The following is a 26,858-nucleotide window of genomic DNA, read 5'->3' as shown; positions in this document are numbered from 1 at the left end:
TTGGCCGCGGCGGGTGCTTTAGCTGCTGGCGCCAGGTTATTGTCCCGGCGCCGCGTCCAGCAGCGAGCGCTCGAGCAGTTGCGACAAGGCCGTGCGCAGCGCCTGCGTGCGCGCTGCCAGTTCCGGCCGTTTGTAGCGCTCGGCGGCGATCAGGCTGCTTTCCAGGCAGGCGCGGTCCGACCTGGCCAGGCAAGTGTCGGCCACGTCGAGCTGGGCGCTGGCTTGCGCCACTTTCACCTTGGCGTCGAGTTCCAGGCTGTCGGGATCGTCGCCCCAACGTTTCACGTAGATGGCCAGGCGCGTGGCGGCCAGATCCGGCTTGCCCGCATCGAGCGCCTGCTTGACGCCGTCTTGCAGCGCCGTCCATGCCTGTGCCCGCTGCTGTTGCCGGTCGCACGCGGCGGCCGACTTGGTAATGGTCGCTTGCAAGCGCTTGAGGTGCGCGGCGGGCGCCTTGGCGCTTTTCAGCATGGCCAGCGTACTGCGCGCCCCGTCCAGGTCGCACTGCGCCGCCAGCGCAGTGGCGGCCTCGACCTGTTCCGCCACGCTGGCCGGCTTGTCGGCGGGCTTGTTGAAGAACCAGATACCGGTCAGTACCAAGGCCGCCGCGATCCAGGTGCGCAAGCGCACGGGCGGGCGCGGCGGCGGTACTGAACCCTTGGCGGCCGGTTTCGCGGGCGGCGCCTTGGCTGGCACGGAAACCGGCGGCGGAACGGGCTTGGGAGCGGGAGCAGACTGCGGCGCGGGCGGCGGCACAGGATCGGGCGGGACGACGGGAACCGGCGGCGGTGGTGGCATGCGCGGCACCGGCGGCGGCACTACTTTCTGCAAAACAATGGGTTCGGCCGCCTGGCGCGTGCCGCAAAATGGACAACAAGCCACGCGCAGCAGCAATTCCCGGCCGCAAGCGGCGTTAATACAACGTTCATTCACTTTTTCAAGCACATTCCAACCTTTTCCTGGGTGCGCCCCGTCGCCCTGCGCACGTCTTGCTGGTTCATATCGTCATTCCTCTTGGCGAGCGCAGCGGCCAATGCTGTCGCCAGATCCCGGCTGCGCCTTGTCGCAATATTACCTTACGCGACGGCAAAAACGGCACGACGACCTGGCGCTGGGAGGAGAGACCACGCCAGGCCGGCCGATCGCCGAAGGCAAGCGGCCCTGCCCGCTCCAGGCGCAGGCGAATATTATCGTGGTGTAGGGAGGGTACAGTCAGCCAGTACAGCAAGGCAAAGGCAAGGCAAAGGCAAAGGCAACAACAACGCCCTGGCCAATCGTCCGCATGCCATGAACGCCTGAAAAATGCCCAGGGCTGGGCGCCACGCCGAAATCAGACTTTGACGCTTTCGGCTTTGGCGATAACAGTGCGGGGAATAATCTCATTCTCGGGGCAAGTCTGCATCGCCTCCGAATACGTCAGCCAGCGTTTCAGGCTATCCATATGGCGGATGGTGATGCCCTTGCCATTGATATAGCCGATTTGCTCGAAATTGGCGGGGCTGGTGGTGAGCTTCGATACGGTGGGGGCATTATCGATCAGGCGATCATAGGCCTTGCGCGCCTTGTGTTCCCACTTCGCCAGCGCAGGATCGTCGAAACGGTTGCTTTCAAAATACACGGTGACGGTACGGTCGTGGTTGGCGAAGCCGACGATGGCCGCGCCCCTGCGTATCGTCAACAGCACATCTTCCTTGACGCTTGCGATGGGCACAAGCAGGGCCGCGCGGCCATCCGCATCGGGCCGTTCCATCGGAATATCTTGTCCAATCACACTCATCGCATCACACTCGTCGAAGTCTATTCATTGCACCATCCTTATCAGGAGGGTGTCGTCCCGCATCATATTGCAAAAACCGCCATGCGTACACGCCGCATGCCGCTCGTGTATCTGGCCTGTTTTACAAATAATACATTGCCATACAGCACTACACAAGATAATCGGCCTTCCCCGGTGGGGCTTGAGCATCCCTGCCACAGAAGCAAGCCTGAAACGGCGCAGTATCGACGACACGCCCGGCAATCGCCTTATAATGCCTGGTTTACTATACGCCAGACGAAATCCGCACCATGACGCTTCCCGAGAATGACACCAGCCGGCTCGATGCCATCAGCGCCGCCGCCACCGAAGTGGCCGCGCAAAACGTGGCCGACCTGCTGGCCATGGCCATCTGTCACCGCCCGGACGAACCGGCGCTGATCGTCTGCGACAAGCGCAGCTGGCTCAACGTCGTGTTGACGGAAGCCTATCGCCAGGCCTTGCCGGACGCGAGCTTCATCGATTTCGACGAGGTCACGCCCGACGCCGTGCTGGCCGCGTTTGCCGAACTGCCGGCCGGCAGCCTCGTCGTGCTGATCCAGTCGACCAGCTTCCGCCTGGAAGCGTTCCGCATCCGCATCGAGCTTTTCAAGCGGGGCTTGAAAGTGATCGAACACGTGCATTTGTCGCGCATGCCTGGCGTGCAGGGACTGCACTACATCGCTTCGCTGGCCTACGACCCGGCCTACTACCGGGGCGTGGGTCATGCGCTCAAGGCGCGCATCGACCGCGCCCGTCATGGCATGGTCGACAGCGGCGGCGAGCAACTGGTGTTCGCCTCACCGTTCGAATCGGCCAAGCTGAATATCGGCGACTACAGCGGCATGAACAATATTGGCGGCCAGTTCCCCCTGGGCGAAGTGTTTACGGAAGCGCAGGATCTGGAAGCGGTGAATGGCCGCGTGCGCATCTTTGTCTTTGGAGATACGCACTTCATGGTCAACCGCCCCGATACGCCGATTACCCTGATCATCGAGAAGGGCCGCGTGACGGGCACCGAACACGCCACGCCAGAATTTACCGCCATGCTGGAAATCATTCGCGCCCACGAAGGCGACGTGTGGGTGCGCGAACTGGGCTTCGGCATGAACCGCGCCTTTTCGCGCGAGCAGCTGGTCAACGATATCGGTACGTATGAACGCATGTGCGGCATCCATTTGTCGCTGGGCGCCAAACACGGCGTCTACACCAAACCGCAATTCAAGCGCAAGGATGCGCGCTACCATGTCGACATCTTCGCCGTCACCGAAGCCGTTTATCTGGACGACGAGCGCGTGTATGCGGATGGCGCGTGGACGCTGGAACCCGTCGCCTTCAACTGACCGTCAGTTGAAGAATCCCGCCGCTTGCAGCTCGCGGTCCCATGGCGGCACGGGCTGGTATTCGGCCACCAGGAAATCGATCAGCGCGCGCACCTTGGGCGATGGCTGGCGGCTGGCCGGATACAGGGCGCTCAAGTGATTCAGCGGCAGGTCCCAGCCGGACAGCACGGGCAGCAGGCTGCCGTCGAGCAGATTGCGCCAGGCGAGGAAGGTAGTGCTGTAGACGATACCGAGCCCCCGCTGCGCCGCCTGGTGCAGCACCAGGCCATTGTTCGCCGTGAAGCCCGCCTGCACGCGCACGCTCACCTCTTCTTGCTTGTCGCCCACCCCGCGCTGGAAATGCCAGTTCGTGCCATCGGTCAGATGGCTGAAATGCAGGCACTGGTGCTTCAGTAGCTCTTGCGGCGTCTGCGGCACACCCCACTGCGCCAGGTAGGCGGGACTGGCGCACAGCACGGCGCGGCACGGCGCCAGCGGTCGCATGGCCAGCGCGCTGCTGTCCGGGATGCCGCCCACGCGGATGGTCAAGTCAAAACCATGGCGTATCGGATCGAGCAGCGCATCGTCGACAAACAACTCGGCCTGCACCTGCGGGTGCAGCAGGCTGAAACGGGCGACGGCGTCGGCCAGCCACACGCTACCGAAACTCGATGGCGCCTGGATGCGCAGCGGCCCGGCGAGCTCCGCCCCCGCACCGGCCTGCGCCACGTGCGCCACCATGCGCGCCGCTTCTTGCGCCTGGCTGACGGTGGCCATGCACGGCGCCAGGTAGGCACGCCCCGCATCCGTCAAGCTCACTTCGCGCGTGGAGCGGTGCAGCAGGCGCGCATGCAGGCGTTCTTCCAGCTGCATGATGGTCTTGCTGACCATGGCCCGCGTCAGACCCAGGCGCTGGCCGGCCACAGTGAAGCTGCGCTGGCGCGCCACTTCGACAAAAATTTCCATCGCTTTTAGTTGATCCATATCAAATATTGTCTTCGTTTTAGCGACAATCTGTCAACCTACTGCCAATTGTTTGCCGCCTTCGCCCATCCTACAATGGCGCTTTCCATTGACCTCCGGAGCCGCCGCCATGCTGAATCAATCACAACAAGAACAATACCAACGCGACGGCTACATCATCTTGCCCGATTTCAAGGGCGCGGACGAAATCGCCGCCTTGCGCGCGCGCGCCGAGCAGATTGTCAACGAATTCGATCCCAGCGTCAGCCAGTCCATCTTCACCACGCGCGACCAGGCCAAAAACACCAACGACTATTTTCTCGCTTCCGACAACACCATCCGCTGCTTCTTCGAGGAAGAAGCGTTCGGCGCGGACGGCCAGTTAAAGCAGGCGAAATCGCTGTCGATCAACAAGATCGGCCACGCCATGCATGACCTGGATCCCGTCTTCCGCGCTTTTTCGGCCGACCCGAAGCTGGCCGAAGTGGCGCGCGACTTGGGCCTGGCAGACGCGCAGGTATGGCAATCGATGTACATTTTCAAGCAGCCCGGCATCGGCGGCGAAGTGCGCTGGCACCAGGACGCCACGTATTTCGAAACCACGCCGATCAGCGTGACCACCTTCTGGTTCGCGCTGGAAGACGCGACCCTGGACAATGGCTGCCTGTGGGCGGAACCGGGCGGCCACCGCGGCCCCTTGCGCGAACGCTTCATCCGCAACGGCGACGCCGTGCGCGTGGAAAAACTCGATACCATGCCGTGGCCCGACGACAGCACGGCCGTGCCGCTGGAAGTGAAAGCCGGTGCCCTGGTCTGCTTCCACGGCTTGCTGCCCCATTACAGCGCGCCGAACCGCTCGCCCGTCTCGCGCCACGCCTATACCCTGCATGCGACGGACGGCCAGACCGCATACGCAGCCCACAACTGGATCCAGCGCGACGCGGCGTTCCCTGTGCGGGGCTTCGTCTGATGCGCATCGAAGTCTACGCCGCCCACTGGGGCAATAACCACCTGGCGCCCGAGGTCTTCATCGACAAGGTGCTGGCGGCCGGTTTCGACGGCATTGAAATGTCGCTGCCGCTGGACGCTGCCCTGCGCGAGGAATGGACGGACCGCATCGCGCAAGCAGGCCTGGAACTGATCGCCGCGCAATGGGAAACTGTGTTCCACCGCGACTTCGAGCAGCACCGCGCCGCCCTGGCGGAACTGCTGGAAAACGCCTGCCTGGCGCGTCCCGTGCTGGTCAACACGCACACGGGCAAGGATTACTACAGCCAGGCACAAAACGCAGAGCTGCTCGACCTGGCCGCCGCCATCGCGGAAAAGCACGGTGTGCCCATCGTGCATGAGATCCACCGCAGCCGCTTCAGCGGCCACCCGATGCTGCTGCTGCCCTACCTGGCGCAGTATCCGCAATTGCCGCTGACGGCCGACCTGTCGCACTGGTGCTGCGCCTGCGAATCCTTGCTGGAAGACCAGCCGCCAACCCTGGCGCAGGTGCTGCCGCTGGTGCGCCACGTGCATGCGCGCGTGGGACATGCACAAGGCCCGCAGGTGGCCGACTTCCGTGCGCCGGAAGCCAAGGCAGCGCTGGATGCCCACCTGGCGTGGTGGGATACCATCGTCGCCCTGCGCCGCGCAGCCGGCGCCGAGCGCATGACATTCACGCCGGAATTCGGCCCCGCGCCATACACGCAAACCCTGCCCTGGACGCAGCAACCGGTGAGCGACGCGTGGGAACAGAATGTCGCCATGCTCGAACTGCTGCGCCAGCGCTACCAAGACTGAACGGAAGGCACCGGCCAGGGCAAGCCGGTGTGCCATCTACCCGCCGGCACTCGCTTGCAATTGAATAGCGCGCTATATATACTATCCCTATGGATACCACTGCCGCCCCCAACCCCTTGCACCAGGTGCCGCGCCTGGACAGCCAGCTATGCTTTGCGCTGTACTCGACCTCGCTTGCCATGAACAAACTGTACCGCAAGCTCCTGCGTAAACTCGGCCTGACGTATTCGCAATACCTGGTAATGATGGTGCTGTGGGAACGCGACGGCTTGACGGTATCGGAAGTGGGTGAGCGCCTGTTCCTCGACTCGGCCACCCTGACGCCTCTGCTCAAGCGCATGGAGCAAGCGGGCCTGTTGACGCGTGCGCGTGCCGCCAGCGACGAGCGCCAGGTCATCATTTCCCTCACACAGCAAGGCGACCAGCTGCGCCACGAAGCGGCCCTGTTACCCGAAGCCATCCTGACAGCCAGCCACTGCAGCGTGGAGCAGGTTGTGGACATGAAACAACAACTGGACCAGTTGCGCGACAGCCTGATGAAAAGTGAGTAAAAGCGCTACTTTCCCGAGCAAAATCAGGTAAAGCATCCTCCTGACAGCGCCAGGAAAAAGCTGGAGCAAAATCCGCCTTTCCTTATTACAAATCGATACAAGGATGGCCCCACCCTGCGTATAGAATAGTTGCCACTATTTCTTTACAACAACATCAGGGTGACTATGCGCATACCTTTCAGCTCCGTAGCCTCGTTGGCTCTCTGCTTTACCGTGTCGGCTTTCGCTGCCGAACCATTCGACGACAAGTTCCGCCAGCTCGAAGAAGTACTGCCCACCCCGAATACCTACCGCACCGCCTCCGGCGCGCCGGGCCACGCCTACTGGCAGCAACGCGCCGACTACACCATCCGCGCCACGCTGGACGAAGCCAAACGCGAGATCGCCGGTAGCGGCAGCATCACCTACCATAACCAGTCGCCTGACACCCTCGGCTACCTGTGGGTGCAATTGGACCAGAACATCTACCAGCCCGATTCCGACGCGCGCCGCATGACCACGGCGCCCTCGCGCCAGGCGTGGGCCAAAACGACGGGCGAAGAAACGATGAAGTTCGAAGGCTTGCGCGGCATCTTGGCGCGCGGCGACTTCCAGGGCGGCTTCCATATCCGCCGCTTGACAGGCGCGGATGGCCAGCCTTTGAAACATGTAGTGAACCGCACCATGATGCGCATCGACCTGCCGCAGCCTTTGAAACCGGGCCAGGATTTCGTCTTCCAGATCGACTGGGATTACCGCATCAATGAACAGAAGGTGCTGGGCGGGCGCGCCGGCTATGAAGTCTTCGACGACAAGAACGCCCTGTTCGAAGTGGCGCAGTGGTTCCCCCGCATGGCGGCCTATTACGACGCAGCCGGCTGGCAGCACAAGCAGTTCCTGGGATCGGGCGAATTCACGCTGGAATTTGGCGACTACGACGTGCAGCTCACCGTCCCCGCCGACCATATCGTCGCCTCCACGGGCGAGCTGCAAAATCCGCAGGCCGTGCTGTCTTCCGCGCAGCGCGAGCGCCTGGAAAAGGCCCGCAGCAGCGACAAGCCCGTCATCATCGTCACGCAAAAAGAAGCCGAGGCGGCCGAAAAATCCGTCAGCCGCGCGCAAAAGACCTGGCACTTCAAGGCGGCCAATGTGCGCGACTTCGCCTGGGCCTCGAGCCGCAAGTTCATCTGGGATGCGCAGGGCTACAAGAAGGGCGGCAGCGACGTGATGGCCATGTCCTACTATCCGAAAGAGGGCAATCCGCTGTGGGAAAAGTACAGCACGCAAGCCATCGTGCACACGATCGAACAGTACAACAAATACAGCATAGACTACCCGTATCCGACGGTCATCTCCGTCAACGGCCCCGTTGGCGGCATGGAGTATCCGATGATCTCGTTCAACGGCCCCCGTCCGGTGAAAGACAAAAAGACGGGCGAGCTGACTTACTCCAAGCGTACCAAGTATGGCTTGATCGGCGTGATCATCCACGAGGTGGGTCACAACTACTACCCGATGATCATCAACTCGGACGAGCGCCAATGGACGTGGATGGACGAAGGCTTGAACACCTTCGTGCAATACCTGGCGCAGCAGGCCTGGGAAGAGAACTATCCGGCCTCGCGCGGCGAGCCGCGCGAGATCGTCGACTACATGCGCAGCCGCGACCAAGTGCCGATCATGACGAACTCCGAATCGCTGCTGCAGTTCGGCAACAACGCCTACGCCAAGCCGGCGGCGGGCCTGAACATCCTGCGCGAGACCATCCTCGGGCGCGAACTGTTCGACTACGCGTTCAAGGAATATGCGCAGCGCTGGAAATTCAAGCGCCCCACGCCCGCCGACTTTTTCCGCACCATGGAAGACGCGTCCGGCACGGACCTGGACTGGTTCTGGCGCGGCTGGTTCTACACCACCGATCCGGTCGACATCAGCATTGACGGCATCAGCGAATATGGCGTGAGTTCCAAAAATCCGGCAACGGAAAAAGCCTGGAAGAAGGCGCAGAAGGATGCCCAGCCCGAATCCGTCACGAGCCGCGCCAACAAGGGTATGCCGCGCCGCGTCGACGCGCATCCGGAACTGAAGGATTTCTACAACCAGCACGACGACTTCACGGTGACCAACAAGGACCGCAACAGCTATGCCGAAGCGCTGGCCGGCCTGGAACCATGGGAAAAGGACTTGCTGAAACAGGGCAAGCACCTGTACCTGGTCGACCTGTCGAACCTGGGCGGCATGGTCATGCCCCTGATCCTGGAGATCGAACTGAAAAGCGGCAAGAAGTACGTCGAGCGCGTGCCGGCCGAAGTGTGGCGCTACTCGCCCAAGAGAATCACCAAGGTCGTCATCACGGATGAACCGATGGTGGGCCTGGTGCAGGACCCGTACTGGGAAACGGCCGACATCGACACCAGCAACAACGCCTGGCCGAGAAAAGTCACGCCATCGCGCCTGGAACTGTTCAAGAGCGAGAAGTCGCCCAAGGATAACCTGATGCGCGATTTTCATACGCCATTGAAAGGCAAGAACGGCGGCTCGGACAAGGGCGACGAGGCATGAAGCGCTGGCGCATGTTCGCGGCAAGCCTGCTGGCCTGCGCCAGCATGGCCGCTGGCGCCCACAATTTCCACATGGGCATCGCCGACATCAGCTATAACGCGGCCAGCGGCAACACGGAAGTAGTGCACACCTACACGGGCCACGACGTCGAGGCGCTGCTGACGCAGTTGTACCAGCGCCAGTTCGACCTGGGCCAGGAAGACAGCGAAGCGGCCCTGCGCCGCTATGTCGAAAAACAGTTTTATCTCGTGGCGCCGGACGGCAAGCGATTGCGTCTGAACTGGGTCGGCATGAAGGTCAATGCCGACAACGTGGTCATCTTCCAGGAAATCGAGCACACGCGCCTGGCCCCCGCCACGCGCATCCACAACCAGTTGCTGATCGATTTCCTGCCCAGCCAGCGTAACACCCTCAATGTGCAAGACAGCGGCACCATCCAGACGCTGACTTTCGACCGCCAGAACACGGAACTGCCGATCCGGTAAACACCGCCAGGACCCACCGCCGCCATACCCAGACACCCATGACGCCACGCTATCTTGCCCTCCTCCTCGCCGTCCTGTTTTCACCCGCCGCCCACGCCGACGACATGTTCCAGCGCGTGCTGGTCGACGGTTCGCGCATGAACCAGCTGGGCGTGGCCGATTCGGCCAACGCGGGCAGCGTCACGCAAAAGCAGCTCGACGCGCGCACCAACTACCGGCCCGGCGAATTGCTCGAAGCCGTGCCGGGGCTGATCGTCAGCCAGCATAGCGGCGAAGGCAAGGCCAACCAGTTCTACCTGCGCGGCTTCAACCTTGATCACGGTACGGACTTGCGCACTACCGTCGACGAGATGCCCGTCAACCAGCGCAGCCATGGCCACGGCCAGGGCTGGACGGACCTGAACTTCCTGATCCCCGAACTGGCCATGCGCCTCGATTACAAAAAGGGGCCGTATTCGGCGGCGCAAGGCGATTTTTCCTCGGCGGGAGCGGCGTCCATCGTCTACGCGAACCGCCTGACGCAGGGCATCGCCAGCGTGGGCATCGGGCAGAACGGCTTTCGCCGTGCCCTGCTGGCCGATACATTCGATGCCGGCGACGGCAGCCTGCTGTACGCGCTCGAAGCGCAGCATAACGATGGCCCGTTCACGCAGCCGGACCGCTACCGCAAGCTCAATGGCGTGCTGCGCTACAGTGTAGGCTACGCCAACAACGGCTTCAACGTCACGGCCATGGCGTATGACGCCAGCTGGCATGCCACCGACCAGATTCCGCTGCGCGCCGTGCAGGACGGCACGCTGGGCCGCTTCGACGCCATCGATGCCAGCGATGGCGGCAAGGCGCAGCGCTACAGCCTGTCAGGCGCCTGGCGCCAGACGACGAACGACATATCGTCCAAAGTCAGCGCGTATGTGATCGCCAACCGCCTGGACCTGTTCTCGAATTTCACGTATGCGCTGGACGATCCCGATAACGGCGACCAGTTCGCCCAGCCCGACCGGCGCGTGACTGCCGGCCTGGATGCCAGCCATACCTGGCACCGCCACACGGACAGGGGCAGCAGCGACACCACCATCGGCCTGCAGCTACAGAACGACAATATTCACAATGGCCTGTACAACACGCGCCAGCTCCAGATCCTGTCGACCACGCGGCAAGACCATATCGTCGAAACCAGCATCGGCGTGTATGGCGAAAACAGTACGCGCTGGTCGCGCTGGCTGCGCAGCGTGGCCGGCCTGCGTGCGGACGCCTACCGCTTCGACGTGCGCAGCGACCGCGCCGCCAATTCGGGTACGGCCAGCGACCATTTGTTCAGCCCCAGCCTGAGCGTGATCGCGGGGCCGTGGCGCGACACGGAAGCGTATATCAACATCGGCAATGGCTTTCACAGCAACGACGCGCGCGGCACGACGATCACAGTCGACCCGAAGACGGGCGAGGCGGCCGACAAGGTCACGCCCCTGGTGCGCTCGCGCGCCCTGGAACTGGGCTTGCGCAGCGACGCCATCGCCGGCCTGCAAACGTCGCTGTCGCTGTACCGCCTGGACTTCGATTCCGAGCTGCTGTTCATCGGCGACGCTGGCGCCACCGAGGCGGGCCGCCCCAGCCGCCGCTACGGCATCGAGTTTTCCAGCTACTACAAGGCGGCCAGCTGGCTGTCGCTGGACCTGGACCTGGCGTATGCGCGGGCGCGCGCGCGCGGCAGCGACCCGGCGGGCGACTTCATCCCCGGCGCCATCGAAGGCGTGGCCCAGCTGGCCATGACGGTGACGCCGCGCGGGCCATGGTCGGGCTCTTTGCGCCTGCGCTACTTCGGCCCGCGTCCTCTGATTGAAGACAACAGCGTGCGCTCGTCGGCCAGCGTGGGCTTGAACGGGCGCATCGCCTACCAGATCGACAAGGCCTTGCGCGTGGAGGTCGAAGGCTACAACCTGACCAACCGGCGCGACTCGGCCATCGATTACTACTATGCCTCGCGCCTGCCCGGCGAGACGCAGCCGGTCGACGATATCCACTTCCATCCGGTGGAATCGCGCTCGTTGCGCCTGACCCTGGTAAAGAATTTTTAACGCAACAAGCATAATTCCTGGCGGACGTAACACAAGAGTTGCCGCGAAGTCGTAGAATGCCAGGCTGGATAAACTGATACAGGCCGCGTTCCGGCCCGCACCGCCATGAGCACTTCCGCACCGATCTTTACCGACCCGTCCCACATCAAGGACGCCTTGCGCGACGATGGCTATGCCGTCTTGCGCCCGCAGGACGTGGCCGCGCTGGCCGGCTGCCCGCTGGACGCGTTGCGCGCGCTGGAACCGAGCTGGAATACCCTGGCGCTGGACAATTACCTGAAGGATGGCGGCCGCTATCGCCGCCGGCGCCACTCCTGCTTCGTGCAGGATGGCGCGCGCCTGACGCAGACGGCGCACCGTCCGCACTGGCAACCGGTCGAATACAACGCCCTGCATGGCGGCATGCACCGCCTGTTCGAGCCGGTCGAGCCAGCCATCGTCGCACAACCAGCCTGGCAACAGCTGATCCGCGCGCTGGGCGACGCCTGCTCGCAGGTCAAGGGTAGCCAGCCGTGGTTCATCGAGGCGCACCAGTTCCGCATCGATACGACCGATGGCATCGGCCGCCCCACGCCGGAAGGCGCGCACCGCGACGGCGTCGATTTCGTCGCCGTGCTGCTGATCGGACGCGAACAGGTCAAGGGCGGCGAGACACGCATCTTCGAAGCCAATGGTCCCAACGGCAAGCGCTTTACCCTGAGCGAGCCATGGTCGCTGCTGCTGCTCGACGATGCGGCGGTGATCCACGAATCGACGCCGATCCAGCCCATCGGCGAACATGGCCACCGCGACACGCTCGTGCTGACATATCGCGCGGGCCAGTTTCAGGGCGAGAATTAAGCGTTGGCCACAACATTCCCTGTGGCCAAAATAGTTACTTGTAAGTTACTTTTACAGACCTAAATCCGATATAGTCATACGATGTCGATATGGCGCGCTCACGGCGCCCAGCATCACCACACTGAAATCCTAGGAGAGGTCTGTGGACTCCAACAACCAAATCAAGCCTGACGAAATCGAGATCCTGATCGTCGAAGACAGCCCGACCCAGGCGGAGCGCTTGCGCCGCCTGATCCAGTCGCTGCACTACAATGCGCGCGTGGCGGCGAATGGCCAGCTGGCCCTGGCCGCCATCCGCGAGCGCAAGCCGCACCTGGTGCTGTCCGATATCGTCATGCCTGAAATGAATGGCTACGACCTGTGCCGTGCCATCAAGTCCGATCCGACCCTGCGCGACATTCCCGTGATCCTCGTCACCTCGCTCAACGACCCGAAGGACATCATCCGCGGCATCGAGTGCGGCGCCGACAATTTCATCCGCAAGCCCTATGCGGAAGACTACCTGCTCAACCGCATCAGCCACATGCTGATGAACCAGAAGCTGCGCAAGAACCAGAATGTGGAAATCGGCATCGCCCTGTACCTGGGTGACCAGAAGCATTTCATCAATGCGGAGCGCCAGCAAATCCTCGATTTGCTGATCTCCACCTATGAACAGGCGGTGCAGGTCAACGGCGAACTGCAAGCGCGCGAGCGCCAGGTGATCGAGCTGAACATGCGCCTGGCGCACCATGCGGCCGAACTGGAAACCATCAACCGCGAAATCGCCCTGAAAAACCTGGAGCTGGCCGAAGCGAGCCGCATGAAGTCGGCCTTCATCGCCAATATGTCGCATGAATTGCGCACGCCCCTGAACGCCATCATAGGATTTACCGGCGCGCTGCTGATGAAACTGCCCGGCCCCCTGACGTCCGACCAGGACAAGCAACTCAACACCATCCGCGCCAGCGCGCGCCATCTGCTCTCGCTGATCAACGACATCCTCGACGTGGCCAAGATCGAAGCGGGCAAGCTGACCCTGTCGATCGAACCCGTGCACTGCCAGGAGCTGATGGCCGAAGTGGCCGACACCTTGCGCCCACTGGCCCAGCAAAAAGGCCTGGCGCTGGAAATGGGATTGGGAGAAGCGGGCCGCCCGCCCGCCATCATCGACACGGACCGCCGCGCACTGACGCAAATCCTCATCAACCTGCTCAACAACGCCATCAAGTTCACGGAACAGGGCACGGTGCGCATCAGCCTGTCCCAGCGCGAGGAAGACGGTGTGCTGGTGACGGAAATGAGCATCGCCGATAGCGGCGCAGGCATCAAGGAAGAAGACCAGGCCAAGCTGTTCCAGGCCTTCTCGCAGCTCGATTCCACTTCCACGCGCCACGTGGAAGGCGCGGGACTGGGCCTGTACCTGTGCCAGAATCTGGCCAACGCCATCGGCGGCGCCCTGTTCTTCAACAGCGACTACGGTTCCGGCAGCACCTTTACGCTGGCCCTGCGCAGCAAGGCCTGAACTTCTGTGCGCCGCAACATGGAATGCTGATTTTTTGCTATCCAGGAGAGACCGATATAGTAGTTCTACGGTATTGCACTGCACCATTTTCAGCGCTATAGTGGAACTGTCTCCTCCAATTCGTTCTCCGAACATTGGATTTAGCCCGCGAATACAACCGCGGGCTTTTTTTTGCCCGCGTTTTACATTTTCTTCATCTTCCCTTAACTAAATCAACCGATTTAGTTATATCAATCGTTTGAGATATATGATTAAATCTCCGGCATGATTGAAAAAAACGCCATCCCCACTTCCCACGCCGACGACGGGCGCAAGCCCCGTTCCGACGGCGAACAGTCGCGCGAGCGGCTGCTGCATAGCGCCATCCGGCTATTTGCCGAACAGGGCTACGCCAAGACGTCCACGCGCGAACTGGCGCAAGCGGCCGGCACGAACGCGGCCGCCATCAGCTACTATTTTGGCGACAAGGCGGGCCTGTACCGCGCCGCCTTCGCCCAGCAGTCGTCGGCTCCGCAAGACAATATCGCCCTGTACGAGCAACCCCATTTCACCCTGCGCCAAAGCCTGGAAGGCTTTTATGCGCAATTGCTCGCCCCCATGCAGCAGGGAGAAATCGCGCGCGACTGCATGCGCCTGTGGTGCCGCGAAATGCTCGAACCGACAGGCCTGTGGGCACGCGAGATCGACCAGAACATCCGTCCCGAACATGAGGCGCTCACGCGCGTGCTGGCACACCACCTGGGCGCGCCCGACAACAGCGACGACATGCATCGGCTGGCGTTTTCCATCGCTTCACTGGCCCTGCAGCACATGGTGGGCGCCGAGGTACTGCAAACCTTGCGTCCGCAACTGCTGGAAACGCCGCACGCGATCGACACCTGGCTGGCGCGCATGACCGACTATGCGCTGGCCATGGCCGACGTGGAACGCCGGCGCCTGGCCATTCCTCCCTCTCCCCCTACCGCTCAATGACAAGCAGAAGGACCAGCATGACGACTATTCAATGCACCGTTCAACGCGTCCTGGCCGCCAGCATCGTGCTGGCGCTGGGCGGTTGCGCCCTGCAGGGGCCACCCGCAGCGGTGGCAGCTAGCGCACCCGCGCAGTGGCAGGCGCCGTTGCCGCATAACGGCAAGCTGACGGACCTGGCCAGTTGGTGGCAAGGCCAGGGCGACAGCCTGCTGGTGGAATTAATCACCGATGCGCAGCAGGTCAGCCCGACCATCGCCGCCGCCGGCACGCGCATCGTGCAGGCGCGCGCGGACCGAGTGGCCAGCGGCGCCTCGCTGGCGCCCACGCTCGACGCAACAGGCAGCGTGGTGCGCACCAGCCAGCAATCGGCCCAGCCGGGCGGCACCACCTCGCAGGCCGCCCTGCAAGCCTCGTGGGAAATCGATGTGTTTGGGGCCAAGCGCGCCACGCGCGATGCGGCGCAGGAGCGCTACGACAGCGCACGCGCCGGCTGGCATGAGGCCCGCGTCTCGGTCGCCGCCGAAGTGGCGAACCAGTACTACGCCTTGCGCACCTGCCAGCAGTTGCAAACAGTGTCCGAACAGGATGCCGTCTCGCGCCGCGATTCGGCACGCCTGACGGAACTGAGCGCCGGCGCCGGCTTCCAGCCGCCCGCCAACGCCGCCCTGGCCCGTGCCAGCGCCGCCGAAGGCGCCAGCCGCGCCATCGAACAGCGCGCCGCCTGCGATGTCAATATCAAGGCGCTGGTGGCCCTGTCGGCCATGCCGGAAGCGTCGCTGCGCCAGAAGCTGGCGGCCAGCCCCTTTGTTGCACCCTCGCCTGTGGCGATTGCGCAACTGCCGGCACAAACCCTGGGCCAGCGTCCCGACATCTACAGCGCGGAACGCGAAGTGGCGGCGGCCAGCTTCGAAGTGCGCGGCGCGCAGGCGCAGCGCTACCCGCGTCTGAGCCTGGCCGGCTCCATCGGCAAGGGCAATATCCGCAGCGGCGGCGACAGCATCACGGCCAGCACCTGGAGCATCGGGCCGCTGGCCGTCAGCCTGCCCATCTTCGACGGCGGCACCCGCCGCGCCCAGGTCGATGCGGCGTCGGCGCGCTATGACGAAGCGGTGCTGAAATACCGCGCCGGCGTGCGCCAGGCCGTGCGCGAAGTGGAAGAGGCGCTGGTCAACCTGGCCAGCACGGACGCACGCAGCGGCCACGCCAAAACGGCCCTGGAAGGTTACCGCGTGTCGTTTGTCGCCACCGAGGACCGCTACAAGAATGGCCTGGCCAGCCTGATCGAACTGGAAGACGCGCGCCGCACGCGCCTGGCCGCCGAAAACACGGTGGTCAACCTCGAGCGCGAACGCAGCGCCGCCTGGGTAGCGCTCTACCGCGCCGCCGGCGGCGGCTGGAACAGCAGTAGCGCCATCGCCAACAACGCACTTTGACGGATATGACAACATGAAAAAAATGACCTTGAAACCGATGGCACTCGCGCTGGCCACCCTCTTTGTGGTGCTGGGCGCCGGCGTGGCCCTGTATTCCCCGTCTTCCACCGCGGCCGACGATGCCAAGGATAAAAACGCGGCACAAAAGCCTGCGCTCACCGTCACCACGGCCAAGCCGCAAACGGCCAGCCTGCCCATCAAGCTGAAGGCCAACGGCAACGTGGCCGCCTGGCAGGAAGCCGTCATCGGCAGCGAATCGAACGGACTGCGCCTGACGGACGTGCGCGTCAACGTGGGCGACGTGGTGCGCGCCGGCCAGGTGCTGGCCGTGTTCTCGAACGACACGGTGAACGCCGACGTGGCGCAGGCGAAAGCGGCGGTGCTGGAGGCCGAAGCGAATGCCGCCGAAGCAGCCGCCAACGCGCAGCGCGCCCGCTCGCTGCAAAGCACGGGCGCCATCAGCGCGCAGCAGATCAGCCAATATCTGACGGCCGAACAAACGGCCAACGCGCGCATCGCGTCCGCCAAGGCGCAGCTGGCGTCGCAGCAGCTGCGCCTGAAATACACACAGGTGGTGGCGCCCGACAGCGGCATCATCTCTTCGCGCTCTGCCACCGTCGGCTCCGTCGTGGGCGCCGGCACGGAACTGTTCCGCATGATCCGCCAGGGCCGCCTCGAATGGCGCGCCGAAGTGACGGCCACCGAGCTGCTGAATCTGAAACCGGGCACCGTGGCGCAGGTGAAGGCCGCCAATGGCAGCGTTTTAACGGGCAAAGTGCGCATGATCGCTCCCACGGTCGACCCGCAGACCCGTTCTGCCCTCGTGTACGTGGATCTGCCGGCCAGCACCGGCAACAATGCGCCATTCAAGGCCGGCATGTACGCCAGCGGCGAATTTGAACTGGGCACATCGGGCGCGCTGACGGTGCCGCAGCAGGCCATCGCCGTGCGCGATGGCTTCAGCTATGCCTTCCGCCTGAATGCCGACCAGCGGGTCAGCCAGATCAAGGTGCAGGCCGGACGGCGCCTGAGCGACCGCATCGAGATCGTAGGCGGCATCACGGCCGACACGACAATTGTCGTCAGCGGGGCCGGCTTTCTCAACGATGGCGACCTGGTGCGGAATGTACAAAACCCGGTCGTGGCACCAGCAACCAAGACTGCCGCAGCATCTGCAGTGAAAAAGTAAGGAGAGGCCATGAATTTTTCCTCCCTCTCGATCAAGAACCCGATCCCGGCCATCATGCTGTTTGCGCTCTTGACCCTGGCCGGCCTGCTGGCCTACAAGGCCAACCCGGTGCAAGATTTCCCTGACATCGAACTGCCCATCGTCACCGTCAGCGCGGTGCTGCCTGGCGCCGCGCCGGCCCAGCTGGAAACGGAAGTGGCGCGCAAGATCGAAGACTCCGTCGCCACTCTGCAAGGCGTGAAAAACATCTACACCAAGGTGCTCGATGGCGTCGTCACGGTGACCGTCGAATTCATCCTGGAAAAGCAGATTGCCGAAGCCGTCAACGATGTGCGCGACGCCGTGGCCCGCGTCAAGGCAGACATGCCGGCCGAGCTGCGCGACCCCACCGTTACCAAGGCTTCCACGGCCGGGCGCGTGGTGCTGACCTTTATCGCCACGGCGAAAGGGGGCGTGGACAACCCGCTCGACGCGCCCGACCTGTCGTGGTTCGTCGACAACACGGTGGCCAAGCGCCTGCTGACCGTGCCCGGCGTGGGCGCCGTCACCCGCGTGGGCGGCGTTTACCGCGAGATCCAGGTGGAACTCGACGAGGCGCGCATGGCGGCATTGAAAGTGTCGGCCCTCGACGTCTCGCGCCAGCTGCGCCTGGTGCAGCGCGAAGCGCCCGGTGGCAGGGGCGACATCAGCGGCGCCGAGCAGTCGGTTCGCACCATCGCCACCGTCAAGACGGCCGATGAACTGTCGCGCGTGGAAGTGCCGCTGCCGGATGGACGCCATGTGCGCCTGGACCAGGTGGCCACCGTGCGCGACACGGTCGCCGAACCGCGCGCGCTGGCCGAGCAGGATGGCAGGACCGTCGTCGCCTTTGAAGTGTTCCGCACCAAGGGCGCCAGCGAAGTGGCCGTCGCCAAGGGCGCGCGCGACGCCATCGCCGATCTACAGAAGGAAAACCCCAACGTGGTGCTGCAGCAGTCGATCGACAATGCCTTCCCCGTCGAGGAAAACTTCGATGGCTCGATGGAGCTGCTGTACGAAGGCGCGCTGCTGGCCGTGCTGGTGGTGTGGTGGTTCCTGCGCGACTGGCGCGCCACCCTGGTGGCCGCGGCCGCCCTGCCCCTGTCCGTGATGCCGGCGTTCCTCGGCATCTACTGGTTCGGCTACACGCTCAATACCGTCACCTTGCTGTCGCTGGCCCTGGTCGTCGGCGTGCTGGTCGACGACGCCATCGTGGAAATCGAAAACATCGAGCGCCATCTGCGTATGGGCAAGTCGCCCATGGAAGCGGCCATGGAAGCGGCCGACGAAATCGGCATGGCGGTGATCGCCACCACCTTCGCGCTGGTGGCCGTGTTCCTGCCGACGGCCTTCATGAGCGGCATTCCCGGCCTGTTTTTCAAGCAGTTCGGCTGGACGGCGGTGCTGGCCGTGCTGGCCTCCCTGGTGGTAGCGCGCCTGCTGACGCCGATGATGGCCGCCTACCTATTGAAACCGCTGCCGCACAAGGAAGAGCAGGATGGCTGGCTGATGACGCGCTACCTGCACGTGATGCGCTGGTGCCTGAACCACCGCGGCATCACGGCCATCGCTGCGGCCCTGTTCTTTATCGGCGCCATCGCGCTCGTGCCGCTGCTGCCGACAGGTTTCGTGCCGGCCGCCGACCGCGCGCAGACGCAAATCAACCTGGAACTGCCGCCCGGCTCCACCCTGGGCGAAACGCAGGCAGTGGCAGCCATGGCGCGCGATGCGGCCATGCAGACGCCGGGCATCAAGGGCGTCTTCAGTTCGATTGGCGGCGGCTCCAGCGGCGACGCCTTCGCCCCCGGCGCGGCGGCCGAGGCGCGCCGCGCCGTGCTGACCCTGACCACCGTGCACCGCACGGAGCGCAAGGAATCGATGGCAGGACTGGAAACGCAGCTGCGCCACAAGCTCGATACGATACCCGGCGCCCGCTTCACGGTGGGGCCGCCCGACACGGGCGTCAAGATGCAATTGGTGCTGCGCTCGGAAGACCCAGTAGCGCTGATGGCGGCGGCGCAAAAGGTCGAGCGCGAACTGCGCGGCCTGAAAGGCATCGGCAACGTCAATTCCAGCGCTTCGCTGGTGCGCCCGGAAATCATCGTGCGCCCCGATTTTGCCAAGGCGGCCGATCTGGGCGTGACGGCGGCAGCCATCGGCGAGACGGTGCGCGTAGCCACGGCCGGCGACTACGACACGGACCTGACGAAGATGAACCTGCCCGAGCGGCAAGTGCCAATCCGCGTCAAGCTGCCCAACAGCGTGCGCGCCGACCTGGCCGCCATCGAACGCCTGACCGTGCCCGGCAAAAATGGCCCCGTGCGCCTGGCAAATGTGGCCAGCGTGACGATGGAAAGCGGCCCGGCGCAGATCGACCGTTTGAACCGCAGCCGCAACGTGACCCTCGATGTGGAACTCGGTTCGCGCACCCTGGGCGAATTGAATGAAGAGGCGCGCGCGCTGCCGTCGATGAAGAATTTGCCGCCGTCCGTGAAGATCGCCGAACTGGGCGACGCGCAGGAAATGGCTTCGCTGTTTGCCAGCTTCGGCCTGGCCATGCTGATCGGCGTGCTGTGCATCTACTGCGTGCTGGTGCTGCTGTTCAAGGACTTCATGCAGCCGGTGACCATCCTGGCGGCGCTGCCGCTGTCGATCGGCGGCGCCTTCGTGGCGCTCCTGATCACGGGCAGCGCCCTGTCGATGCCGTCGATGATCGGCCTGATCATGCTGATGGGGATCGTCACCAAGAACTCCATCCTGCTGGTCGACTATGCGATCCTGGCGCGCCAGGCCGGCATGAACCGCTTCGATGCGCTGGTCGACGCCTGCCACAAGCGCAGCCGACCCATCTTGATGACGACGATCGCCATGGGCGCCGGCATGATGCCGCTGGCACTGGGCTGGGGCGCCGATCCCAGCTTCCGTTCGCCGATGGCGATTACCGTCATCGGCGGCCTGATCACCTCGACTTTACTGAGCCTGCTGGTGGTGCCGGCGGTGTTCACCTACATCGACGATCTGGAGCACCTGCTCAAGCGCGGCATGGCGAAACTGCGCCGCCAGAAAGCGCCGCTGCGGCGCGATGACAAAGTGGCGCTGGAAAAATAAGCGCCGCCTTTGTTTGCAAAAGCGCCCCCTGCGGGCAAGGAAGCGAAGGAGCGACCGGCAGACCGCGCTCCCTCGCTTCCATCTATCTGGCATACTGCGCCCATTCTCCATGAACGCAATCTGCCTTGCCTATGAATTACCGCACCCCGCTCATTCTGCTACTGGTATCCGCACTGCTCGGCGCCTGTTCGGACAAGACCACCCCCGCCAGCGCCGACATGGCAGCTGACGGTGTAGCCGATGTCCCCGCAGCCGCTGCCGCTGACGATGCCGCATCGGCCGAACACGTGCCGCCGCCGGCCGCCACTCCCCCAAAGATGGAAGAGATGAACACGCCGCAGGCGCGCAAGCGCGAGGCGGGCATGATGCGTGCCGTCTTTGGCAAGGACTACCGCGGCGACAGCGACGATGCGCTGGCCGACCTGCCCGATCCGGACAACCATGTCGACAAACTCAGTTATGTCGTCAGTGCCGTCAGCCACAGGCTGCTGCCCGATGGCCGCGCCATCCTGGTGGCGAATGCGGAAACGGCCAACACGGAAGGCACGGCAGAATCGGCGCACGCCTCGTCGGGGCTGTTGAACGTCTTTTTCCTGGCACCCAAGGGTCAGCCGGAAGACGGCCAGTGGCAGGTCGTGAAGCGGCTGGAAAACATCGCGGCCCTGGGTTCGTCCGGGCAGCTGGGCGAAGTCCACTGGATCATGCTGGGTGCGAACAAGCCGGGACTGGCGATCCGCCACGGCTATACTGGCCAGGGTTACACCATCACGCAACTGGCCCTGTTTGAAATCGGCGACGGCAAGGTGACCGCGCTCGGTAGCGGCATCGAGCTGTACTCGGACAATATGGGCGCCTGCACGCCAGACATGGACGAGTGCTGGATGGTCGAAGGCAAGTGGCGCTTCGCCCCCGCGCGCAACGGCGGCGCCCACGACGACTTGCTGATCGACTTCACGGGGGCATCCGAAAAGATCAAGCCCGGCGTCACAGTCAAGCCTGACGAAGACCCGCCGCGCATCGCCACGCCCTTGAACGGCCGCGCGCGTTATGCTTTCGATGGCAAGGAGTACAAGCTGGTTGAAGGCAAAAACACGGTACCTGGCGTGTAAGCCAATACGCACCAAGCACCGTCATGCCGCTACCTGCGTGCCGCCTCCAGACGCACCAGCAGCGGCGCATACATAGCCCGCGTATGGCTGCTCCAGCGGGCCATGGCGCTGTCGATATCGAGCAGCAGGCGTCCCGACAACACCTTGTCACCCTGCTGCAGCGCCCAGATCGCATACTCGGCGCGGCACTCGAAGCTGTTGTAGCGCGTCAGCGCGTCGTCGAACTCCGCCTTCGCTTCCGGCTGGCGCCCGCTTTGCGCCAGCGCGCGCGCCGTCAGCAGGGAAACCATCTCGGGACGGAAATGGATGTCCGTGCGACGGATGAATTCCAGGTGCGTCAAGGCCTCGGCGCCGCGCGCGCATTCCAGGTAGGCGCGTGCCGCGCCCAGGCGAATTTCCAGGTCCGATGAAAACGCTCCCTGCAGGCAGGCTTCATACGTCGATGCCGCTTCCTGCGCATCGCCCGCTTCGAGCAACGCGCTGGCCAGGCGCATCTGGTTCTGCGCCGTCGGCGTGTACTCGAAGGCGGCCTTCGCCTCGCGCAATTCGCGGTTCGGGTCGAGTACTTGCACGGCCACCGAAGCGACCTTGCGCGCACCTTGCGGCAGGCGCGAATTTGGCAGGTAGATGGCGAAGAAATACACCACGCTGCCCAGCAGCGGGAACATGAATAAAATGAGCAGCCAGTACAACTGCTGCCCGTTGCGCACCACGTGAATCGCAAAAAATACCGCGATCAGTAGGTGGATGCCTATGCCAAAAATCGTCATGTTACAACCTCGTTCGTGACGGGAGCCGCTGGCACCATGCCGCCGCTTTCCCAGGCCAGAATATTACACCGGCCGCGGCAAACGGCCACGCCGTGCACGCGCGCCTATGGCGTCTTGGCCGACCAGCCGCCGCCCATGGCCCGGTACAAGTCGACCGAGGCAACGAGGATGCGTGTCTTCAGCTGCAGCAGCCCCACGTCGGCGCTGTACAGGGTACGCTGGGCGTCAAGTTCTTCCAGGTACGATGCGTAGCCATTGCGATAGCGGTTATGCGCGATGCGCAGGGTATCAAGCGCGGTGGCGCGGCGTGCATCGTTTTCCACGGCTTGCTGCTGGAGCCGGTAGATGGCACCCAGGCTGTTCTCCGTTTCGGCGAAGGCGTTCCTCACCACGTTTTCATAGGTGTACACCAGTTGGTCGCGCTGCGCGCCGGCCGCATCCGTCTGCGCCTGCACCCGCCCGCCATCGAACAGGGGACCGGCCGCCAACGCCGTCAGCCGCCACAGGGCGGTCGGCGCATGCAGGAAATCGGTCAAGGTCGTGGCTTGCCCGCCGCCGACGGCCGTCAGTTTGAATGACGGCAGCAGCTGGTCGCGCGTGGCGGCCAGACTCGCGTTGGCGGCCGCCAGGTTATGTTCCGCGCGCGCGATGTCGGGCCGCCGGCGCAGCAATTCGGACGGCAGGCCGGCCGGCACGTCAGGCGCCGCCAGCTCGGCCAGGGGCAAGCCGCGCGCGATGGGGCCGGGATTGCCGCCGACGAGGATGGCCAGCGCGTTTTCCTGTTCAAAGATCTGCCGCTGCAACTGCGGCACTTGCTCGGCCGCCGCATGGTATTCCGATTGTGCCTGCAGCCATTCCAGCCGCGAGCTGTAGCCCACCTCGAACTGCTTGCGCGCCAGCTCGCACGATTGTTCGCGCAGCTGCAGGGTCGATTGCGTCAGCGCCAGCTGCGCGTCGAGTCCGCGCAGGTTCAGGTAGGCAGTGGCCACGCTGGCCGCGATCGACAGGGCCGCCGCATCGAGGCTGGCCTGCTCGGCGCGGTAGCTCTCTCCGGCCGCGTCGCTCAGATTGGCCAGCCGGCCCCACACATCGATTTCATAGCTGGCCTGCAGTTCGGCCTGGAAAACATTCGTCACGTACGGCTTGCCGCTCGACGCCAGCGTGCGCGTGCGCGTGGGTGAGCCGTCAAACGCCAGGTTCGGCGCGCGGTTGGCATCGGCCTGCGCCAGGCGTGCACGGTATTCCTGCACGCGGGCGCGCGCCACGCGCAAGTCGCCATTGCGCGCCAGTGCCTCGCCCACCAGATCACTTAAAACGGGATCGCCAAATGCCTGCCACCACAGCTGTTCCACCTGTGTGCCATGCGCTGACGCTGCGCCGCCCTCGCCTTGCGCGCGCCAGCCGGACGGCAGTTGCAGGGCCGATGCGGGCTGCGGTGGCGCGTTGGCGGCGCAGCCCGCCAGCGCCAGCACGCCGGCCATCAGCCATACACAGCGCTTCATGGTTTGGCCTTCGCAGCCGCCTTTTTCGGTGCAGGCGGTGGCGCGGGATTGTCCGCCGAGTCGTTCAAGACGGCGGATGTGTCGACGCTGACCACCACCGACATACCCGGCACGAGGCGGCGCGCATTCGCCTGCCCCGCATCGATGCGGATGCGCACGGGAATGCGCTGGGCGATCTTCAGGTAGTTGCCCGTCGCGTTATCGGCCGGCAGCACGGAAAATTCGGATCCCGTGGCCGGCGAGATGCGCTCCACCTGGCCCGTCAACACGGCGCCGTCAAGCGCGTCGACGTGGAAGGTGGCGCTCTGCCCTTCCTGCACGCCATTCATCTGCGTTTCCTTGAAATTGGCGATCACCCACATCTGGCGCGGCACCAGCGCCATCAGCTGCGCACCGGAGTTCACGTACGCGCCCTGGCGCACCGTCACCTGGCCCAGCTGGCCATCGGACGGCGCCACGATGCGCGTGTTATCGAGGTCGATCTTCGCTGCCTTGACAGCCGCCTGCGCGTTCGCCACGGCCGCTTCCAGTGCCTGCTTGTTGACCACCACCGAATGCACGCTTTGCTGGGCAATGTCGAGATTGGCCCGCGCCTGCGCCAGCGCGGCCGCCATCTGCGCCTGCGTGGCGCGCGACTGGTCATGTTCGCGCTGCGACAGCGAACCGTCGGCCACCAGTTGCTCCACGCGATTCAAGTCGGCGCTGGCCTTGCGCGCCTGCGCTTCCGCGTTGGCCAGGGCCGCCTCGCTGACGGAAATCCCCGCCTGTGCGCTGGCCTTCTGCTGCGCCCAGTTCGACAGCGCCGCCTGCTGCGCCGCCTGCTGCGCTTGCGCCTGCTCATAGCGCTGCTGGTAGATGCGGTCGTCGATGCGCACCAGCAGCTGGCCTTCCTTCACATCCATGAAATCCTGCACCGTCACTTCCACCACATAGCCGGACAGCTGCGTGCCGATGATGGTCACCTGTCCGCGCACGGTGGCGTTTTCCGTCGTCACGATGGGACTGGTGAACGGCGGCAGGCGCCACGCATACAGCACGATCAGCACGCCCACCAGGGCCACGGCAGCGAAGGCCAGCGCGGACAGCCACTGGTGGCGCCGGTCCGGCTGCGGCGGGGTGGTGCTGGCTGCGGGCCCGGGTGCAGGCGGCGACGCTGGTGCTGGTGCTGGTGCTGGTGCTGGTGGTGTGGTGTTATTTTCTGTCATTGCTCGGTTCCGAATTGGTAATGGGGACGATGGCCATGGCCGTCTGCGCATCGCGCACGGGGCCGACCAAGCGACGCGCGCCGGTGGTAATGCGGGTCCAGGACTGGCTGACCAGCATCCACAGTAAAGTAGCAAGGGCGACACCGGCGATCATCAAAAAAACATCGTTGTAGGCGAGGACATTGGCTTCGCGCGTGGCGATGGCGCCCAGGCGCGCCACGCCCTGGGCGCTGCGCAAGGCGGGGTCCATCAGCACGCCGCCGTAAGCCGATGCCCCCGACTGCACGCGCGCGGCCACCTGCGGGTCGAGCATGGTCAGGTGCTCGACCAGGTAGCTGGAATGGTATTTTTCGCGCGCCGTCTGGATGGTGCCGACGATGGCCGAGCCGAGCAGACCGCCCAGGTTCTGGGTCATGGTAAACATCACGGAAAAACTCACGAGATTGCGCGGTTCCGCGATCACGGCACCCATGCCGGTGACCATGGTGGGTCCGAGAAAAAACGTACCGCCAAAGGCCAGCAGGAACTGGCTGACATACATGTTGACGGGGCGCGTCTGGCTGGTGGCGTGCGCGTCGATGAGCGCCCCGGCGGCGATCAGCAGCAGCGCGAACATCAGCGAGCGGTTCAGCGTCGCCGGATTTATCGTCAGCGCGCTGGCCACCAGGCCCGCCACGCTGCCCAGGAGCACCACGATGAACAGGTTCTGCATCTGGTCCGTATTCAAGCCCAGCGCCTGCAGGAAGCCGACCGCCCCCGTCGACTCGGACAACACGATGCGAAACAGCAGCACGGATAAAAACAGCTTGGCGATCTTGCCCGTGGTAAGCCAGCGCGTATTGAGCAGCGGGCGCGCGCGGTTATGCTCGATGGCCAGCGAGGCGGCGATCAGCACGATGGAGCACGCCAGGCACACGCCCACCCACTCCGCTTCCATCCACCACGCCGTGCGGCCCTGTGCCAGCACGGCGCACAGCAAGGCCACGCCGGGCGCGAACAAGATGAAAGTGAGGAAATCGAGCGGCTCGAAGGTTTGCACGCGGTCGCCCGGCGGCAATTTGAGGGCCAGCACACAGCCCAGCGCCAGCAGGGCCAGGCCCAGTTCGAACAGGTACAAGCCGTGCCATTCGCCGATCTGCAGCAGTTCGGAGGTGAAGATGCGCGCCAGGGGCAAGGCCAGTTGGGCAAAGCCCAGGCCCAGCACCACGCCCTTCAGGCGGTGCCGCGCAGGAAACGCCTGCAGAGTGTAGTACAGGCCCAGCACCCCCAAGGCGCCGCCCACCATGCCATGTGCGGCGCGCACGGCGATCGCCGACGGCAAGGTATTCGCATACAGGTGGGCGAACGTCACCAGCGCGTACAGCACCAGGAACGCTTCTGTGAACAGGCGCAGGCCGAACTGCTGGCGGAACTTCACCAGTAGCAAATTCATCGACACGATGGTCATCACGTAAGCGGCTGGCAGCCACTGCATCTGGTAGGCATAGGCTGCCAGCGAACCTTGCAGGTTCAGCAGATTGGCCGTCACCAGGCCATTGCCCAGTCCCCCCGTCAGCGCGACGATCAGGCCGACGATGAAATACGCGACACGCCTGGGCGTCGAATGTTCGGGCATCGATGGCGACCCGGGCAAGGTCGGGCGTTCGCCCGGCCCCCAGGTGCGCGGTGTGTACTTGTCCATGCAGTAATCG

22 protein-coding genes are annotated in these 26,858 nt (G+C 64.2%); 15 read left to right on the top strand and 7 right to left on the bottom strand.

Translation table 11 applies throughout. The annotated features are described in order from the left end of the window. Positions 1-36 precede the first annotated feature (36 nt). On the bottom strand, positions 37-798 hold the full coding sequence (locus ACP7DE_RS07265) for a hypothetical protein (protein WP_426071473.1): 762 nt from the start codon (positions 796-798) through the stop codon (positions 37-39). A 235-nt stretch (positions 799-1,033) separates the two neighbouring features. Here ACP7DE_RS07265 and ACP7DE_RS07260 point away from each other — a divergent pair, with 235 nt between their 5' ends. Then, on the top strand, positions 1,034-1,201 hold the full coding sequence (locus ACP7DE_RS07260) for a hypothetical protein (protein ID WP_426071472.1): 168 nt from the start codon (positions 1,034-1,036) through the stop codon (positions 1,199-1,201). Between the two features lie 129 nt (positions 1,202-1,330). Here ACP7DE_RS07260 and ACP7DE_RS07255 read toward each other — a convergent pair whose 3' ends face one another. Beyond that, positions 1,331-1,777 (bottom strand): hypothetical protein, encoded by a 447-nt coding sequence (locus ACP7DE_RS07255; protein WP_426071471.1) that lies wholly within the window; start codon positions 1,775-1,777, stop codon positions 1,331-1,333. Positions 1,778-2,067: 290 nt separating this feature from the next. Here ACP7DE_RS07255 and ACP7DE_RS07250 point away from each other — a divergent pair, with 290 nt between their 5' ends. Continuing rightward, on the top strand, positions 2,068-3,138 hold the full coding sequence (locus tag ACP7DE_RS07250; RefSeq protein ID WP_426071470.1) for a hypothetical protein: 1,071 nt from the start codon (positions 2,068-2,070) through the stop codon (positions 3,136-3,138). Between the two features lie 3 nt (positions 3,139-3,141). On the opposite strand, the gene ACP7DE_RS07245 is transcribed toward ACP7DE_RS07250, so the two are convergent. Continuing rightward, a complete protein-coding gene (locus ACP7DE_RS07245) occupies positions 3,142-4,101 on the bottom strand; it encodes a LysR family transcriptional regulator (RefSeq protein ID WP_426071469.1) in 960 nt (319 codons plus the stop codon). Between the two features lie 109 nt (positions 4,102-4,210). Here ACP7DE_RS07245 and ACP7DE_RS07240 point away from each other — a divergent pair, with 109 nt between their 5' ends. The 13 genes from ACP7DE_RS07240 (at position 4,211) to ACP7DE_RS07180 (ending at position 21,690) form a co-directional block, all read left to right on the top strand. Further along, complete coding sequence (locus ACP7DE_RS07240) at positions 4,211-5,050, top strand: phytanoyl-CoA dioxygenase family protein (RefSeq protein WP_426071468.1); 840 nt, start codon at positions 4,211-4,213, stop codon at positions 5,048-5,050. Continuing rightward, the gene (locus ACP7DE_RS07235; RefSeq protein ID WP_426071467.1) at positions 5,050-5,868 is read left to right on the top strand and encodes a sugar phosphate isomerase/epimerase family protein; all 819 of its coding nucleotides are present in this window, start codon (positions 5,050-5,052) and stop codon (positions 5,866-5,868) included. The genes ACP7DE_RS07240 and ACP7DE_RS07235 overlap by 1 nt, the downstream gene beginning before the upstream one ends. An 89-nt stretch (positions 5,869-5,957) precedes the next feature. Beyond that, positions 5,958-6,419, top strand: a complete 462-nt coding sequence (locus tag ACP7DE_RS07230; protein WP_426071466.1) for a MarR family winged helix-turn-helix transcriptional regulator — start codon at positions 5,958-5,960, stop codon at positions 6,417-6,419. A gap of 165 nt (positions 6,420-6,584) precedes the next feature. Continuing rightward, positions 6,585-8,960, top strand: coding sequence for a M1 family metallopeptidase (locus tag ACP7DE_RS07225; RefSeq protein WP_426071465.1), 2,376 nt, complete (start codon positions 6,585-6,587; stop codon positions 8,958-8,960). After that, positions 8,957-9,445 carry a DUF6702 family protein gene (locus ACP7DE_RS07220; protein ID WP_426071464.1) on the top strand — a complete coding sequence of 163 codons (489 nt, stop codon included), beginning with the start codon at positions 8,957-8,959 and terminating at the stop codon, positions 9,443-9,445. The genes ACP7DE_RS07225 and ACP7DE_RS07220 overlap by 4 nt, the downstream gene beginning before the upstream one ends. A 38-nt stretch (positions 9,446-9,483) precedes the next feature. Beyond that, a complete protein-coding gene (locus ACP7DE_RS07215; RefSeq protein ID WP_426071463.1) occupies positions 9,484-11,517 on the top strand; it encodes a TonB-dependent receptor in 2,034 nt (677 codons plus the stop codon). 105 nt (positions 11,518-11,622) lie between these two features. Continuing rightward, positions 11,623-12,357, top strand: coding sequence for a 2OG-Fe dioxygenase family protein (locus tag ACP7DE_RS07210; protein ID WP_426071462.1), 735 nt, complete (start codon positions 11,623-11,625; stop codon positions 12,355-12,357). Between the two features lie 142 nt (positions 12,358-12,499). Then, the gene (locus ACP7DE_RS07205) at positions 12,500-13,861 is read left to right on the top strand and encodes a hybrid sensor histidine kinase/response regulator (protein WP_426071461.1); all 1,362 of its coding nucleotides are present in this window, start codon (positions 12,500-12,502) and stop codon (positions 13,859-13,861) included. 264 nt (positions 13,862-14,125) lie between these two features. Beyond that, positions 14,126-14,833, top strand: coding sequence for a CerR family C-terminal domain-containing protein (locus ACP7DE_RS07200; RefSeq protein WP_426071460.1), 708 nt, complete (start codon positions 14,126-14,128; stop codon positions 14,831-14,833). 17 nt (positions 14,834-14,850) lie between these two features. Then, positions 14,851-16,266 carry an efflux transporter outer membrane subunit gene (locus ACP7DE_RS07195; RefSeq protein WP_426071459.1) on the top strand — a complete coding sequence of 472 codons (1,416 nt, stop codon included), beginning with the start codon at positions 14,851-14,853 and terminating at the stop codon, positions 16,264-16,266. A gap of 13 nt (positions 16,267-16,279) precedes the next feature. Then, a complete protein-coding gene (locus tag ACP7DE_RS07190; RefSeq protein WP_426071458.1) occupies positions 16,280-17,455 on the top strand; it encodes an efflux RND transporter periplasmic adaptor subunit in 1,176 nt (391 codons plus the stop codon). 9 nt (positions 17,456-17,464) lie between these two features. Then, the gene (locus ACP7DE_RS07185) at positions 17,465-20,581 is read left to right on the top strand and encodes an efflux RND transporter permease subunit (protein ID WP_426071457.1); all 3,117 of its coding nucleotides are present in this window, start codon (positions 17,465-17,467) and stop codon (positions 20,579-20,581) included. Between the two features lie 131 nt (positions 20,582-20,712). Then, positions 20,713-21,690, top strand: coding sequence for a hypothetical protein (locus tag ACP7DE_RS07180; RefSeq protein ID WP_426071456.1), 978 nt, complete (start codon positions 20,713-20,715; stop codon positions 21,688-21,690). 29 nt (positions 21,691-21,719) lie between these two features. Here ACP7DE_RS07180 and ACP7DE_RS07175 read toward each other — a convergent pair whose 3' ends face one another. The 4 genes from ACP7DE_RS07175 to ACP7DE_RS07160 form a co-directional block, all read right to left on the bottom strand. Beyond that, entirely contained in the window at positions 21,720-22,460 is a 741-nt protein-coding gene (locus tag ACP7DE_RS07175; RefSeq protein ID WP_426071455.1) for a tetratricopeptide repeat protein, read from the bottom strand. A gap of 104 nt (positions 22,461-22,564) precedes the next feature. Continuing rightward, complete coding sequence (locus ACP7DE_RS07170) at positions 22,565-23,962, bottom strand: efflux transporter outer membrane subunit (RefSeq protein WP_426071454.1); 1,398 nt, start codon at positions 23,960-23,962, stop codon at positions 22,565-22,567. After that, a complete protein-coding gene (locus ACP7DE_RS07165; RefSeq protein WP_426071453.1) occupies positions 23,959-25,167 on the bottom strand; it encodes an HlyD family secretion protein in 1,209 nt (402 codons plus the stop codon). The genes ACP7DE_RS07170 and ACP7DE_RS07165 overlap by 4 nt, the downstream gene beginning before the upstream one ends. Then, complete coding sequence (locus ACP7DE_RS07160) at positions 25,154-26,848, bottom strand: MFS transporter (RefSeq protein WP_426071452.1); 1,695 nt, start codon at positions 26,846-26,848, stop codon at positions 25,154-25,156. Before ACP7DE_RS07160 ends, ACP7DE_RS07165 begins: the two co-directional genes overlap by 14 nt. Positions 26,849-26,858 lie beyond the last annotated feature (10 nt).

Origin of the sequence: Janthinobacterium sp. DSP2-3-3, from assembly GCF_049897325.1 — a bacterium.
GTDB lineage: Bacteria > Pseudomonadota > Gammaproteobacteria > Burkholderiales > Burkholderiaceae_D > Janthinobacterium.
The sequence above is the reverse complement of the archived record's forward strand: the minus strand, read 5'-3'. Positions and strand labels throughout refer to the sequence as shown.

Coding starts and splice junctions, on each gene's coding strand:
- ACP7DE_RS07265 (WP_426071473.1), bottom strand. CDS start 798: ATGCCACCACCGCCGCCGGTTCCCGTCGTCCCGCCCGATCCTGTGCCG.
- ACP7DE_RS07220 (WP_426071464.1), top strand. CDS start 8,957: ATGAAGCGCTGGCGCATGTTCGCGGCAAGCCTGCTGGCCTGCGCCAGC.
- ACP7DE_RS07200 (WP_426071460.1), top strand. CDS start 14,126: ATGATTGAAAAAAACGCCATCCCCACTTCCCACGCCGACGACGGGCGC.
- ACP7DE_RS07230 (WP_426071466.1), top strand. CDS start 5,958: ATGGATACCACTGCCGCCCCCAACCCCTTGCACCAGGTGCCGCGCCTG.
- ACP7DE_RS07235 (WP_426071467.1), top strand. CDS start 5,050: ATGCGCATCGAAGTCTACGCCGCCCACTGGGGCAATAACCACCTGGCG.
- ACP7DE_RS07165 (WP_426071453.1), bottom strand. CDS start 25,167: ATGACAGAAAATAACACCACACCACCAGCACCAGCACCAGCACCAGCA.
- ACP7DE_RS07170 (WP_426071454.1), bottom strand. CDS start 23,962: ATGAAGCGCTGTGTATGGCTGATGGCCGGCGTGCTGGCGCTGGCGGGC.
- ACP7DE_RS07180 (WP_426071456.1), top strand. CDS start 20,713: ATGAATTACCGCACCCCGCTCATTCTGCTACTGGTATCCGCACTGCTC.
- ACP7DE_RS07245 (WP_426071469.1), bottom strand. CDS start 4,101: ATGGATCAACTAAAAGCGATGGAAATTTTTGTCGAAGTGGCGCGCCAG.
- ACP7DE_RS07240 (WP_426071468.1), top strand. CDS start 4,211: ATGCTGAATCAATCACAACAAGAACAATACCAACGCGACGGCTACATC.
- ACP7DE_RS07185 (WP_426071457.1), top strand. CDS start 17,465: ATGAATTTTTCCTCCCTCTCGATCAAGAACCCGATCCCGGCCATCATG.
- ACP7DE_RS07190 (WP_426071458.1), top strand. CDS start 16,280: ATGAAAAAAATGACCTTGAAACCGATGGCACTCGCGCTGGCCACCCTC.
- ACP7DE_RS07175 (WP_426071455.1), bottom strand. CDS start 22,460: ATGACGATTTTTGGCATAGGCATCCACCTACTGATCGCGGTATTTTTT.
- ACP7DE_RS07250 (WP_426071470.1), top strand. CDS start 2,068: ATGACGCTTCCCGAGAATGACACCAGCCGGCTCGATGCCATCAGCGCC.
- ACP7DE_RS07195 (WP_426071459.1), top strand. CDS start 14,851: ATGACGACTATTCAATGCACCGTTCAACGCGTCCTGGCCGCCAGCATC.
- ACP7DE_RS07260 (WP_426071472.1), top strand. CDS start 1,034: ATGCTGTCGCCAGATCCCGGCTGCGCCTTGTCGCAATATTACCTTACG.
- ACP7DE_RS07225 (WP_426071465.1), top strand. CDS start 6,585: ATGCGCATACCTTTCAGCTCCGTAGCCTCGTTGGCTCTCTGCTTTACC.
- ACP7DE_RS07160 (WP_426071452.1), bottom strand. CDS start 26,848: ATGGACAAGTACACACCGCGCACCTGGGGGCCGGGCGAACGCCCGACC.
- ACP7DE_RS07210 (WP_426071462.1), top strand. CDS start 11,623: ATGAGCACTTCCGCACCGATCTTTACCGACCCGTCCCACATCAAGGAC.
- ACP7DE_RS07215 (WP_426071463.1), top strand. CDS start 9,484: ATGACGCCACGCTATCTTGCCCTCCTCCTCGCCGTCCTGTTTTCACCC.
- ACP7DE_RS07255 (WP_426071471.1), bottom strand. CDS start 1,777: ATGAGTGTGATTGGACAAGATATTCCGATGGAACGGCCCGATGCGGAT.